A 15817-nucleotide genomic window follows, 5' to 3' on the forward strand; every position below is an offset into this window, starting at 1 on the left:
GGAGTGGGTGCCTTAGCACGTTCTACTACATTCATAATCTTTCTTTTTATGTCATTCCCCGACTAATCGGGAATCACTATTGTACAATCAATTCCACACTTTCTTTGTTATCCAAAGCTTTATAAACCAAGTCTTTCAACTTTGTAAAAGCTTTTCTAGACATCAAACCTAGTCCAGGTCCAGAAAGTTTCGTAACAGGAGCAATACAGCCACGCAATTCCTTTTGCGCATTATTGGCAGGATGTATCAAAATATAAGTTCTGTTCGGCACATCCACCAATTCCAAATGCCATTTGTATTTTGCACTATATCGCTTTCTAATAAAATATTTCCCTTCCGGAATACAGGAAATCCCACGCTCATTTCGCTTCCACGGCAATTCAATTGTATAACAAATTAATTTGCCCTCACATTCCAATTTTCCATTCGTTCCTTCAGGGAAATAAGTTCTTGTCAAAAACAGTATCATACTGACCACTTAAAACTGATCACTGACCACTATTAAACGCCTCCGTCAACCGCAACAATCGATAATGGGTTAAAAGCGCCATTTTTCAATGGATACATTTGCCCATTAATCTGTTGATAAAACTCCACACCAAGAGCCAAAACAAGTGGGTGAGTAGAGTTCGCAGTCACCGCATTACTCAAGTTGATTACAGCTGTTGCTGTAGCATCCCAAGGTAAAATTGCAGTTTCAGAAGTAGCCACTTCATACGATTCTCCTGTAAAGTCAATAGAAGCACCACCAGAAATCACTTTAAAGTGAGTAGTTCCACTTGGCGCAGCAATCATATTAGCAGGAACAAAAGAAGGAATCGATACATCCAAAGTACCAGCCACACGATCAATTGCAGGAGTAAATGGAGCAAACAAAGAAGTTCCTAATTTCCCACGAATATTAAATTCAAAACCAAGAACCAATTCAATTTCCCCATCAATTACATTACGTAATCCTCTATCACTCACAGCATCCATTTGGATAACCTTTACCATTTGTTGCGTTAAACGACTCACCATTCTACCATCCGCAGAATTTAACAACAATGGGCGTAAAGCCGTTCTCAAAAGCTTACCTGCTTTTCCAGCTCTACCAAATTCAGAACCGTTCTCACGTGTTCTTTGAAACGCAGGGTCACTAGCAATTCTACTAGCCTCAATTCCACCTTTCTCACGAGCTAAATGCCCATCCTGCGTTTTGTAAAAAGTAATATCCCCGATAGTACCTTTTAACTTAATTATGCCTTTCTGTCTAGCCATAACTTCAAAATTTTAGTTCAACATTCTTTCACTTTCATAAATCATTCAAAACTCGGTTGCAACACTTTCTGAAATAATTACAGGGCAAATTTCCCACACAAAATCAAACAAAAAACACAACAATGTCCAAAATGTCTAAAGTCAACACTTTTGTCTAAATATTTTCTTTTTCACTCTAATGTAAAATCTCAAATCGGCGTAAAATCGAAACAAGAATTAAGTAATTTTAAGCTATCTCAAAGCCAACTCAAAAGCTAGGTTAAAGTATGAATCGACCATTAAAAAGAGCATGCATATATCCAAAAGATATACAGCTCATAACAGGAAGAAGTAATCGTCAAAGTTCAAGACTATTGAACGACATAAGAAAGTCACTCAATAAGCCTAAAAAGAGCTTAGTAAGTATTCAGGAGTTTTGTGAATATACAGGCTTAAAATTTGAACAAGTTGAACCTTATATTATTGGGTAAATTGATATTAATTGCTTATATTTGTGTATGCTATTTCAATATAATTGAAATCATATTTAAGGGGACTAATTCGGTGACCATTCAAATTTTAGAATTTGAAACACCCGAAAATAAAGAGGATGTTGGGGTTTGTTCGATTCCCACTCCGGGTACGATTTTAAACACAAAATCATACAAAACCCCTTAAATCTTAATGATTTAAGGGGTTTATTTATTTTAATAAGTACAAGGACAATTGCTAATTCCTTGTAAAATATCAAAACCAACAGTAATCATATGAGTTCCGCTATTGTATGCCATAAGTTCGTTGGTTGTTAGTTGATAGGAGTAGGCCAAATATAAATTCCCTTTTTTAATTCCTCCCATAGGACCTATGTTTATTGGATTTAATAATTGGTCATTTAAAAATCGATAACTAATTCCTCCCCAGTAGTAATCGTCATTGTTTTGAATCCATCTTAGTTTAACATTCAAATCAGTAGAAGAACGCCCATCACTTTCAAAATATTGGATGAATGTTGAAGGTTCAATTTCAAAACTACGATTGATGTTTTCCTTAAAAATATACCCTGCATAAATTTGATAGTTTCTTAATTTACCAGGTTCATTTATGCCAAAAATATTGAGGTCTTTATTTAAAATGTTAGCAGCTGTAAAATTGAGATAAGAATCTTTAAAACGGTACAATACGGATAGATCAAAGTTGTGATTGGTGATAGAACGGTCATCTGTTACGGCTCTATCTGGGACATTAAAGTTTTCGATATCTAATCGGAATTGATTTAAATTATAGGAAATTCCGAAAGATAAGAATTGATCATAGTATTTATCTAAAATTAAGTGGTGTGCAAAAGAAAATTTTCCACCATACTGTCTCGTGTTTCCATTTCTATCGTTATAAAAGAATACGCCGATTCCAGTTTCATCAGCAATTCTCATATCAGCGGCTAAAGATTGCATGTCGGGAGCATTCTCAATTCCAACCCATTGCGTAAGGCCATTTCCTCTAATTTTTATATAATCTCCAATTCCTGCAAATGAAGGAGAAATAATAAAATGGTTGTCAGCCAAGTATTGCGTATGAGTTGGAATGGTTAGTTCCTGAGCATGTGAACTCATGAAAATTAGTGTGAATAAGTATATTAATTTTTTCATTATTATCAAGTTTAGTCGAATTGCCAAAGAGCTCCTGATAATTTAAAAAATTATCAGGAGTTTTAATTTATCTATAAATTGTAAAGTTTCCTACAAACTCTCTATCATCATTTGGATTTCCTAGTTTTATGATATACCAATAATCTCCTGTTGGTAATTCGTTTCCATTGTAACGTCCATCCCAAGTTTCTCCTTGTTTCAAAATTTTTACTTTTCTACCATATCTATCGAAAATATCTGTAGTGATATTCGGATAATTTGAAGTATTAATTGGTCCCCAAGTATCATTTTGTCCATCATCGTTTGGAGTCATGACATTTGGAATAAAAATATCCACAAATTCCACAGTAATAGCAGTAATTTTTTCACAACCTAGAGCATCAACAACTCGAATTTGATAAGTACCACTCTGGTAGAAAGTAAAAATATTAGAATTACCATTGTTAGCGTCGTTTAGGAAATAGGTGTAATTTGGAGACCCTCCCGAAACTGTGGCGGTGATTTGATTAAGACCAGTTTCCGCAGCAGTTATTGTTAATGGAAGTGGATTACTAATGGTAAAATACACAGTAGCAGTACAACCATTAAGGTGAGTAATCTCAACAGCATAAGAGCCATCTTCTAAATCAACAAATGTATTAGATGTTTGAGCAACACCACCATTTAAAGAATAAACAACATCATTAATCACTGTTTGATTTACCTGAACAATTACTGTATTTGTTTCACATTCATATTTTATACTTACATCAGCATTTAATTGAATAGGTTCTTTTAACAATGCTTGAACTTGAGTAATACAATTATTTGTGTCTTTTACATAAATAGTATAAGTGTTTCCTCCGGATAGACCTTCAAAAAGGAATTGGTTCTGTGTAAAAGGTCCATTAGGATTTAGACTTGTATAATATGGAGCTGTTCCTTGATTTACGCTAATTTCAATTGCTCCGTTGTTATCGCCTTCGCAATTTTCTTCAAAAATCTCAACTACACTAGCTGTTAATTGTTGTGGTTCATTAACGAAAACATTTTGCTCTACAAAACATCCAATAGCATCTTGAATTCGAATGGTATAATTACCCGAAGATAAGTTGTTGAAAGTTCCATTTGAACCCATCACAAAGTTCGGACTTATGCCATATGAAAGATTTCCTGTGCCGCCCGAAGCCACAACAGTTATGCTTCCGTTTGAATTACCAAAACACATAGCACTAACTGGGGTTATCGTACTCATAATCGGCTGAAGCGCATTAATAGTAAAAGTTGTGGTTTGTTTACAACCATTTGTATGAAGCACGTAAGCAGTGTAGTTTTCTGGAGCTAAATCGGTAAAGGTATTGGAAGTAACATACGTAACATCATCCAAAGAATACGTCACCGAACCTACTACCGAAGCATCAACATTAATCACAACAGTGTTTCCAACTACGTTGTTAGTACAAGTTGGAGTTACAGTAGCAGATGGATTGATTGTAACTCCTGCAGGAATTGCGATATTTAAAGGAACAATCTCACAACTATTGGCGTCTTTTACGTATACAGTGTAATTCTGACCACCAGCTAAATTTGAATATGTGAATGTGTTAGCATTATAAGTTATACCATCCAAGCTAGTTTGGTAAGGAGCCGTTCCACCCGAAACAGCAACCGTAAGTGAACCATCATTAGCATTCAAACAAGTTTCGGCTTGAATGGATGAAGTTGCGCTTAACGCTGCAGTTGGTTCTGTTATAGTAATATTTGAAAGTGTAACTTGACATCCGATTTCATCTTGAACTAAAATTTGATAAGTTCCAGCTGTTAATCCAGTGAATGTATTAGAAGTTCCCATTACAAACGAAGGACTGATTCCGTAAGTTAAAATTCCTATTCCTCCAGAAGCAATTACTTCAATAACACCCGAATCTTCTCCAAAACACAATACATTGGATGTTACATTAGATGAAGCTGTAATTGGCTGAAGTGCATCAACTGTAAAAGTTGTGGTTTGTTTACAACCATTTGTATGAAGCACGTAAGCAGTGTAGTTTCCTGGTGCTAAATCGGTAAAGGTATTGGAACTTACATACGTAACATCATCCAAAGAATACGTCACCGAACCTACTACCGAAGCATCAACATTAATCACAACAGTATTTCCAACTACGTTGTTAGTACAAGTTGGAGTTACAGTAGCGGTTGGGTTTATTGCTACTGCTGGTGGCATGTAATATTCTAAAGGCGGATTAATATTACATCCGTTAGCATCTCTAATGAAGATTTGATAAAAATTATCACCAGTTAAGTTGCTATAAATATATTGATTTCCACTAACTGGACTAAAATTAGTGCCATCTAAACTAATTTCATAATTTCCTGTTCCACCTGTTATACCAATCGTTACAGAACCATCCTCTTCTCCTAAGCAAAGTTCGTCGGTAATAGCAGTAATTGAGGCTTCTAGCGGAGCTGGTTCTAAAATTTCAACTTGTAGTTGTTCAAAACAGCCATTTTGGTCTTGCACTATAATAGTATACATTCCAGGTAATAGACCTGAAAAAGTATTGTTAGTTCCAAACTGATTTAAATGAGGCGAAATGGCATATTGAATTATTCCAGTTCCTCCAGAAGCTTGAACTGTTATAGAACCATTGGTTTCGCCAAAACAAAGCACGTCAGTTTTTGTTGATGTTACATTTAGAATATTAGGCTCTGAAATTTGAATTACAGCCGATGATGCAATACAATCGCCACTTGTTACTACTACAACATAATTACCTGAAGGTAAATTGTTGAAAATTCCATTGTTTTGTGATGGAACAATTAAATTATTTGCATTATCAAATAATTCATAAGTATAATTTCCTAATCCACCAGTAGCATTTGAAATAATAGTTGCGCTTGCTTCACCAAAACAGTAAATAGCAGCACTTGTTAAATCTAAGTTGAGTTCTAATGTTGGGATAGGAAGAATTGTAATTTCATTAGTCAAAACAGCACCACAATTATTAGCATCTTTTACATAAAATTGATAAGTACCTGGACTAACTAAATAAGTAAAGTTTGAAGTGAAATTAATTCCATCTGTACTATACATGTAAGGAGGTGTTCCTCCAGAAGCTGTTATGGTTAATTCAGCTTGTGTAGTACAAGTTAAATTGCTAGTAACTGAAGTGGAAGCAGTAATTTCTGTTGGTTCAGTAATTGTAAGTAGAGGTGTTGTAAAATCACAATTCCAACCATCTGTTATCGTGATACTGTAAATTCCTGCTCCTAAGTTTCCAAATATTGGGCTTGCTTGACTTCCTGAAGTTGATACAATGGTAGTTCCAGAAGCGTCATAGTAATTTAAAAAGTATTGATATGAACCCTGTCCTCCAGTAACGCCAGTTGCTTGAATACTTGCTGTAGTGTCGCCAAAACAAAGTAAGTTGGTACTTGAGGCATTAATGTTAGCATTTATTAAAGCTGGTTGAATCAGAGTTAAAGTTTCACTCACAAGACATCCGCCTGCATCCTGAACTGTAACAGTATATTCTCCAGCGCTTAATCCTGAAAAATAATTATTTGGACCAAATGCTTGAATGGTAGTCCCTGATGTAATATTAATTACTTCGTATAAATATGTTCCCCAACCACCAGATGCAGTTGCTAAAATTTCTCCAAGATTATTAGCACACGTTACATTGGTAACTTCTGAAGCTGTTAAAGTCAATGCGCTAGCTGGAGATGGGATAGTTACAAAATTGGAAAGCGTATCACAAAACGGAGTGTTTAATGCGGTAATTAGGACTTGGAACGAACCACCACTCAATCCACTTATGTTTGTAGGATTTAGACTAGTATCTGAATTTCCTGTTGAAATAATCTGATTGTTATTGTCTAAAACTTGCCAATTATAGGCTCCTGAATAACCAGAAACGGTCAAATTCATACTTCCATCAGAAGCGCCAAAGCAACTAACCCCTGATAGGCTATCAAGTTGCGCTATAATAGTATCAACTGGAGAAATTATATAAGGAACTGTTATGAAATAACAACCCGTAATATTGTCTGTTACTTGAATGGTATAATTTCCAGGGGTATTGAAAGTGAAATTTGAATTATAAATTCCTGCTCCAGGGGTTTGAACGGTTTGAGTTCCTGCTGGTAATACTTCAAATGAAAAATCTCCTGATCCTCCCGTAACCGCTACTTCAATAGTTTCTGGATTAGTACAAGTAAGAGCGGTGATTTGATTCAAATTTACTGCTGTAATTTCAGGAAGAGGATTAATCAAAAGGGTAGTAGTTTGGATACAATTGTTTGCATCTTTTACTGTTACAGTCAGATTTTGAACAGTTCTATTGTCAATAATTTCAAAAGTATTAGTAGTAAAGAAATTAACACCATCAATACTATACAAATAAGGTGCAGTTCCCGAAGGATTACCCGTTCCGTCATTTAAAACATTTATCGAAATAGAAGCGGATTTAACATTATTTGAGGCATCGCAATTAAAATCAGTTGCAGTTGCTTGTATTGCTAATAATGATGGTGAAGCAATCTCTACAACTTCAGAGGTACTACATAATCTTCCCGAAACAACGGTTATGGTGTACGTTCCTGCAGCTAATCCGTTGAAAACTTGACTGTTTTGAATCACTGCTGGATTGATACCATCATTTAACTGATAGCTGTAAATAGGATTATTATTTGAATTTGGTAAAGTAATGGTTATCGACCCATCGTTTCCACCAAAGCAGCTCACATTTTCATGAGTTGTAGTAAATGTTACCGGTGTTGGTGAATCTAAAGTAAATGTAATTTCTTTCGAGCATCCTATAACAGCATCAGTAACTGTAGAAGTGTAAGTGCCTGCTCCTAATCCACTAAACGTATTGCTAGCTTGATTTGAAATCAAAGTTACTCCGTTACTATCCTCCAAAGAGTAAGTAAAGTTACCTGACCCTCCTATTGTAGCTATGCTAACTTCTCCATTATCGTTTGAACAATTTGGTTGAACTGCAACTAAAGTACTTAAACTCAAAGGTGCTTCTATGCTTGTTGAAACTAAATTTCTGCATCCATTAGCATCTAATACTTCAATTGTATAGGTACCGGAAGTTAAATTATTAAAAGTGAAAGAACTTGCCTGCTGTGCTTGGAATGCCCCTCCATTAATGCTATACGAAAATGGCCCAACTCCGCCAGTTCTATCTATTTGGATGCTAAACTGTCCCTCTGTAGTTTGACAAATGTTACTTAAAGTTGCAGTAATAACGGGAGCGCTATCTATTGGTAACGTAATTATTGTAGATTGAATACAATTATTTGCATCTTTTATGTAAACCACATAATCACCACCTTCCACATTAAATACATTGGTTGAGGTTCCTGCCCAAGTACCTATTGTTGGTGCAGGATTTCCCACAGGCACTAATTGGTATTGGTAGGGTGCTGTACCATATTGTCCTACAGCTGAAATAATTCCGGCATTAAGATTACAGTTGTCATTTTTAATAATAGCGGCATTAACTGTTAGTAAATTTGTTGATTGGCTAATTTGGAAATTTGTTGATGCACTAGAACAACCTGCGAATGTTCCACCGATTTCTGTAAACAAAATGTAATAGTTTCCTGGAGCTAAAGGTCCAAGATTTGAAACTGTTATTGGGCCACTAGACGCAGTTGATGAACTTCCGAAGATACCAGTTGAAGTATTAGATTGGGCATTGAATACTTCATAATTTACAGCTGTTGCTCCTGCATCATAATTGTCAAACGTAAAGCTAATGAATCCATCGCCATTTCCTGTACATGTTACGTTACTTACTACATTTAAATTAACTGTTAGATTTGAAGGTGTATTGATAGGTAAATCTGCTGTTTTAAAATAATAACATTGCGTTACGACATCATAAACTACAAAGGTGTAGATTACCCCAGGGATAAGCCCAGTAAATGTTGCAGTTTCAGGTGTTCCAGCATCAGCAGCTTGGTAATTATTTGAATACGGTATTGTATTGAATTCTAAGATTGCAAATTGATAGTTGCCGCTACTTACAGCTGTAGAAACAGTTATAGCAGCAGTTCCTCCGTTAGTACAATCGGTTGTTAAACTAGTTATATCGATTGTTAAATCATCAGGAGGAGATGCAATGATAATGTTATTTCTTATTAACGAGCAACCATTCCCATCTATAACTTCCACAGTGTAAATTCCAAATGTTAGGATTTGGAACGAATGATTTTCATTTGAAGCAGCATTATAAATATCAGAATATCCAAAATTATTGGTCAATTGATATGTATAAGGACCTACACCGCCCGAAACATTTTCTACAATAATTTGTCCGTACGAGGTTCCTCCTGGATTGTTACATGTAATGTCTACCGTATTTACTATGAAGTTAATAGGATTGGGTTGTGTAATTATGATATTTGATGTAGTAATACAAGAATTATTATCCCTAACTGTAATAGTGTAATTTCCTGCAGCTAATCCAGAAGTTTGAGAGCCATAGTTAATTCCTGTTGTAGTATTAATTACTTCGTACACGAAAGGTGCTGCCCCAAAATTGCTATCCATATTAATTTGAATAGCTCCAGTATTATCACCATTACAAAGTATTTGTTGGGTTTGAATAATGGAATTAATTACTGGATTTGTTATAGGTTGAATTTGAACAAGTGCAGTTTCAAATGTACACCCTATAGCATCAGTAATTAAAAATTGAAAACTTCCTGCCGAACTTGTAGTATAGCTCAGAGTGTTACCAGAAACTACCGAAGAAGCTCCATAAGTGCCACCATTTGTAGCTGTTTGATAGGTATAAGGAGCATTACCACCATTTATTTGAATTTGAATAGAAGCATCGGGACTAATTGTACAATCCAAATTTTTAACTATAGAAGTATTAACCATTAATTGTGTTTGAATAATTTGGGTAATATCATCGGTACATCCATTAGCGTCAACAACCTGAATGGTATATGTTCCCGGTGTAAGATTGTTAAAAATTGGATTGCTTTGTAAAGCTCCTCCATTGATTTGATAACTAAATGGAGCTAATCCGCCTGTGGTTGAAACTTCAATGGAAGCACCGTTAGTGGTATCAAAACACAAATCAGAATTAGAAGCAATTGTCAAAATCGGATTTGTTGGTAATGTTAATGTAAAGCTTTCCGAAACGGAACAATTATTGCCATCGGTTACCGTTATGGTATAATTACCAGCCAATGTTAAATTTCCGAAGTTTCCGCTAGATTGGGGTCCTAAAATGTTTCCATCAGGCAATTGTAATTGAAATGTATTACTGCCCCAACCTCCAGAAGTTGTTGCTGTAACACTTCCATTATTTAAACAAGTTATGGGTTGCAGTGAAGTAGTTAAGATTAGGGTACTTGATGGATTATTGACTGTAATTTGTGCCGAATCTATACATCCTGTAACGGTATCTGTTACTGTAATTGTGTAAGTGTCTGCAGGTAAATTTGGGACAGAAATATTTGATAAACTTACACCTGAATTACTCAGAATTATAACATTTGAACTGTTTGTAATGGAATAATTATAACTTGTACTAAATCCATTTACTGCATATTGAATGGTTCCGTCTGAAGCACCGTAACAACTTACATTATTTATTAATTGACCAGTTACACGGATTGGAGTTACATTGTTAATAGTTAAATTTTCGATGTAGGTACAACCTTTACTATCTGTAACTTTAAAGATGTAAGTTCCTGCAACTAAATTAGAGAAAATAGGATTACTTCCATTATTTACTACCGTAGATGTAGGCGTTATTATTTCGTATGTAAAAGGTCCTGTTCCACCAACAACTGATAACGTTACGTCAACGGTTAATGTTGGACAAGTTGGCGTTGTTACTGTAAAATCAAGGTTAGTAGGAGGATTTAAAGGTAATACTGTGATTGTGTTTGTCTGATGTAAACATCCATTAGCATCTTTTATAGTGATTGTGTAGTTTCCAGCTGTTACATTTGAAAATACAGAGTTCGAACTAAAATTAATTCCATCTATGCTGTATTGGTAAGGTGCAACTCCCCCAGAAACTGTACTTAAATCCACTTCAATAGTTGCCCCCGAAGGATTTAAACATGAAAAAGGTACGGTTTGAATACTGTTTCCAGTAATAGGATCGGGTTGGGTAATCGTATAATTAAATGGGAAATTACATTCTCTATTTCCTTTAGTTTGAACAATCACAACAGTATAGTTTCCTTGCGTTAATCCAGTAAAATTACCAGAATTATTTTGGGTGATTAAAGTGCCATTTTCATCTAATAGTTGAAAAGCAACATTATATCCATTTGAACTTAAAATGGTATATACAATAGAGCCATTATTTGCCCCATTACAAGTTACATTGGTAACCGTTGTAGAATAATTTACATTGGGAACTAAATTAATGGTTACCAAATTTGATAAAGATGTACAATTATTTCCATCTCTAACGATAAAGACATAATCCCCTTGTGCTCCTATTGGAATATCGAAAATTACACTTGTTTGAAAATCATTTGGTTGTGGATTTTGTATTACTCCATTGTAGCTGTAAATAGCGTATGTATAGGGAGGAGAACCTCCGCTTACATTCATTTGAATGTTTCCTTGACTACAAGTTATATTCTGCGAAACAATTGCATTTAAGTTAAGTGTATTGTTGTTTTGAACGATTGCGGTATTTGTGTAGTTACATCCGTCATCAGTTCTTACAGTAACATTGTAAGTTCCAGCAGGTAAATTTGTAAAAGTATAATCATTACTTGATAGAGATCCAACCGATTGCGAAACAGGCCCAGATATTGAATAGTAGTATTGACCTCTAACATTTGAAGCTTGTATTCTTATAGATCCACGTATATTGCATGAAATATTAGTAGATATTAAGTTAACGGAAAGATTTTGATTTTGTATTCCGATATTTGGTAATTCAAAAACACAACCATCAACTACACCTTGTTGTCTAATTTGAACTAAATAAGCTCCTGCTGAGGTAATCGTGAATAGTGGATTGTTTTGATAAGGAACTAAAACACTATTGTTTACTTGATTAATAAGTTGAAATTCATAATCTGATGGTACATTAGTAACAACTATACTTCCAGGGGTATTACAAATTATATTTTGAGTTGTAAATTGTGGATTTAATAAGTTAGCGTAAACATTGAAATAATGTCTAATAAAACATCCATTTTGATAAGTAATCACTAATCTGTATTCTCCAGATTGGTTAACTGTATAATTTTGACCAGTACCCACTTGATTCCATTGACAAGATGGTGTTTTGTTTGCACAATCACTCAAAGGTGATGCAGTACAACTCGTTGGGTTAAGTTTTTCCCAAATAATACTTACGGCATCTGTAATATTAGTTTGAATTAATTGACTATCACTGATTCCACACAAGAAAATTTTTGGCAATTGTTCACCGTTATTTGGACAAATTGCTATTTCATCTGCAAAAGGAATAACTGGATTAGTTGTATTCGAACCAAAATAAGTAACATTAATATACTCTGTTATCCCAATACAAGGTGGAGTTGGGGTGTTAATAACATAATAGTTGCCAGGTGATGTTACTGTGATACTTTGTGTTGTTCCAATGATGGCTCCAGTACTATTATGCCATTCATAAGATGCATAACCAGAACCTGCAGTTAGCGTTAAACTACCACCACATAAAACTTCGTTTCTTGTAAAAGCACATTCATCAATGTCAACTAGAAAGTTTGATGGCCCAGGTAATCCAACTCCGCATTGGGTTAGACTAGCATAACTAGGATCATTAGAAATTACATTTGTATTTAAAACACCCTGATAGGTTGCATAAGCTTGATTTTGAATAATACTTGAACACGCATCGGTTAATTCACTACAAGTATTTACTACCTTAACACGAATCCTTACAGTGTAAATAGGATCTCCAACCTCTACTAAGTTATCAGGAATTGTAAAATTAATTTGTCCTGAAGTGGCATCATAGGTATAGGTAACTCCTGGAGCACCATTTAAATCTACGGATTGAAAAAATGTATTTGTAGGTAATATGTCTCTTATCGTAAATTGAGTTGCAGCATCATTTCCTGTGTTTTGAAATCGAATAACATAATCTAAAACTTGACCTAGATTTACGTTTTGTCCAGAGATATCATTTCCAGAAATGTCTTCAACTGTTTTTAAAAGATTAATATCGGGTTCAATAATGTCAACATTTAGTGCATTAAAAAATAAGTAATATCTATCTTGTGTTGATATCATCCTAAAAGTTGCTGCTGTAGAATTATTAGGCAGAAGAGTTTGGTTAATTCCAATTACATCGGTGTCGTAGCCTAAAGTATTGTTGCTATTTGGGTTTCTATCGTTGACAATAAAAGAGACATTATTAGCGTCTAAGTTTGATATGGTTCCATTAAAAAAGTTATTAGAAGGATTTAGCCCATTGAATAGGTTGCTAAAAGTGGAAAGTGAAGCTGCTTTAAATTGTAACTTATCTCCCGAAATCTGTTTATCTCCCTCTAATGCTACAACTGCGAGTTTAGCTCTTACAGGAAGAGGTGAAGGTGGAGTTATAAATCCTGAATATTGAACATCTAAATTTCCTAAAGCTGCATCTACTCCAGCAAACCCGTCATAAGAGGTAATGTATTTTCCTGGATAAAGAGGGTTTTCGTATACTACAAAGAGAGTCCAGCCTGCCGAAATTCCTCCTGGTAAACTTGCTTGAGTGGCTCTTATATTAGCTACAAAAAATTCTCCGTTAGGATTGGTTAAATTAGTAAGTATATTAGTAACATCAGCGTAACAACTGTATGGACTGGTAACGTTAGAAGCAGAGTTGGTAAAGCTATCAAAAATAATTTGGCCTGTAATATCTTGATAATTTAAACTTCCTGGTGTTTTAAATTTGATTCGATTAAAATCAGTTGCTCTTCCAGTAGACGGCGTATCGCCGTTATATTTATAAATTCCTGCCCAATATAATCCAGCATATACAATTCTGCTACAATTTAAATCAGGAATTGTTAGTGTTCCTGAACTAGAACTAAATGTACTTGGATCGTTATCAATGTCAATATAACGCATTGTTAAATTGTCATTAGCGTCATTTCCATTGTAAGGAACAGAAGTAGCTTCAGTTGTAGTTTCTCTACTTACAATATTATTGGCTATTATAGCCATATCGCCTTTAAGGGTACTTTGATATCTGATTTGAAATGGAACAGCTTCTTGTGCTGCTACCAAGTAAAATGAAAAGAAAATTCCGAAAAAGAATAAACTTTTTCGAATTAGTTTAATTGGTTTCATGTGGGTAGTTTTGTTGTTTAGTTTGGTTTAGTTTAATTCGTTCATGTTTACTTGTAATAGCCAAATCGGTCCATAATACGTGTTATTTAAGTTAGAATAATATGCTTTTAAAGCATCCTGCCATTGTGTTAAATGTTGAAGATAAACATATCTAAAATTGTTGTAAGGGTTGATAAAATAATCGGCCCAAATCCCTTTTTTATTTAAATCCGATATAAAATTTATTGCGTTTTCTTCCTTATCAAATACATTTGAGATTACATATATTCCCTTTTCCATGCCTTCTATTTCAATTCGATTTCCAAATTTTGGAGTTTCTCTAAGGTTTTTGTTTTTACCTTTAAATTGCTTTTTTACTGCTCTATCCATTTCGGCTGGAGATAATGTTGAGTTTTTATTTAAGAAATTAGAATCATTATTTTCTTTGCTCGATTCAACTCTTTTTATGTAATCGGATAGGTTTTTTAATTTTTCTTCTAGCACCTCAACATCAAAATCTTTGCTTTGAGCAAGAATATCTAGTAATGGCCAATATTCTTTCTTAATTTCATTTTTAAAATTTTCAATTTTTGACACAAACTCTTTTTTTTGTTGGTCTAAAATTAATGGGTCTTCATTAGTAATGTTGAGGTTAGTTTCACTGGTTTTTTTTGCTAAACTATCTAGCAGTGTTTCATTTTGCAGGTTAACTAATGTTTTGTTTTTAGCTACAACATTTCGATCTTGCAAACTTAATGTCATTACCACTTCATGGGTAGGACCAAAAGCATTAAGTAAATTGTTAATTCCCTTTTCTATGGTGTATCCAATAGAAAGTCTTTTTGTTAAATGGAGTCCAAAGCCAAAACTAACACCATAGAATTTCTCAATACTTGTTTGTATCCAACCTAGTTTTGGAAATTCGGCTAAAATATTTGCATTGTGTGATAATTCACGGTCTTCAATATGAATTATTCTGGTTCCTAGTGTTATAGTATTATTTCCAAAAAAACCAGATTTTTCATTATGAAAGCTGTAAAAAACATGGCCGATTAGCGTTTTTTTATTGTAATTATTTGCAAGTTCACTATTTTTAAAATCGTAGTCAATATAGTTTTCGGCATAAACCCCTAAATTAAAATTAGAAAGTTGCAGAGAAATTCCAGGTTTTATACTTAAAAGGGAATTGTTTCTTGAGTCTATTACTATTGGATCAGGATTTTCTGAAATTACATTTGCTTTATTAATACCTGTATTATAATAAGCTAAGTTAAATCCTAGGAGTAATTTCGATTTTTCACTTAAGCTAACTTTGTATGAATAATTTGCAATACCGCCCCAGCTACCTAAAACTCCTTCTTGTTGTTGGTAAATTCCAAAAGCAATACCAGTTTTTTCGTCCAAGCTACTAGAATAACTGGCCATGTATATTTTTGGCGCATCATCAAATTGTAACCATTGGTTTCTGTGATAAAGAGAAATATAACTATTGGGTTTATCAGTTATAGAAAATGTAGGGTTTATTAAAAAACGATTAAACTGTAAATTATTGTGACTAGGAAAATTATAAACCAAAGCAGGTGAATCTTGGGCAAAAATTAAGGTTCGTGCACATATTAAAATGAAAAATAAAATGGGATAGTTTTTTAACATACTT

At 34.2% G+C, this 15817-nt stretch carries 5 protein-coding genes; all 5 read right to left on the reverse strand.

All coding sequences use genetic code 11. The features are described 5' to 3' along the window. Positions 1-76 precede the first annotated feature (76 nt). Positions 77-469, reverse strand: a complete 393-nt coding sequence (locus tag NAT47_RS09140; protein WP_250582097.1) for a DUF5675 family protein — start codon at positions 467-469, stop codon at positions 77-79. A gap of 32 nt (positions 470-501) precedes the next feature. Next, complete coding sequence (locus NAT47_RS09145; protein ID WP_250582098.1) at positions 502-1260, reverse strand: hypothetical protein; 759 nt, start codon at positions 1258-1260, stop codon at positions 502-504. 686 nt (positions 1261-1946) lie between these two features. Beyond that, positions 1947-2885: a PorP/SprF family type IX secretion system membrane protein gene (locus NAT47_RS09155; protein WP_250582099.1), complete on the reverse strand. Its 939-nt coding sequence runs from the start codon at positions 2883-2885 to the stop codon at positions 1947-1949. Positions 2886-2952: 67 nt separating this feature from the next. Further along, the gene (locus NAT47_RS09160) at positions 2953-14181 is read right to left on the reverse strand and encodes a T9SS type B sorting domain-containing protein (protein ID WP_250582100.1); all 11229 of its coding nucleotides are present in this window, start codon (positions 14179-14181) and stop codon (positions 2953-2955) included. Between the two features lie 27 nt (positions 14182-14208). Continuing rightward, on the reverse strand, positions 14209-15813 hold the full coding sequence (locus NAT47_RS09165; protein WP_250582101.1) for a PorP/SprF family type IX secretion system membrane protein: 1605 nt from the start codon (positions 15811-15813) through the stop codon (positions 14209-14211). Between the last annotated feature and the right edge of the window lie 4 nt (positions 15814-15817).

The sequence above is a fragment of the Flavobacterium fragile genome (genome assembly GCF_023634865.1).
Taxonomy (GTDB): domain Bacteria; phylum Bacteroidota; class Bacteroidia; order Flavobacteriales; family Flavobacteriaceae; genus Flavobacterium; species Flavobacterium fragile.

What these genes read in the sequence shown, in the direction of transcription:
- NAT47_RS09155 (WP_250582099.1), bottom strand. Translation starts at nt 2,885, where the DNA reads ATGAAAAAATTAATATACTTATTCACACTAATTTTCATGAGTTCACAT.
- NAT47_RS09160 (WP_250582100.1), bottom strand. Translation starts at nt 14,181, where the DNA reads ATGAAACCAATTAAACTAATTCGAAAAAGTTTATTCTTTTTCGGAATT.
- NAT47_RS09165 (WP_250582101.1), bottom strand. Translation starts at nt 15,813, where the DNA reads ATGTTAAAAAACTATCCCATTTTATTTTTCATTTTAATATGTGCACGA.
- NAT47_RS09140 (WP_250582097.1), bottom strand. Translation starts at nt 469, where the DNA reads ATGATACTGTTTTTGACAAGAACTTATTTCCCTGAAGGAACGAATGGA.
- NAT47_RS09145 (WP_250582098.1), bottom strand. Translation starts at nt 1,260, where the DNA reads ATGGCTAGACAGAAAGGCATAATTAAGTTAAAAGGTACTATCGGGGAT.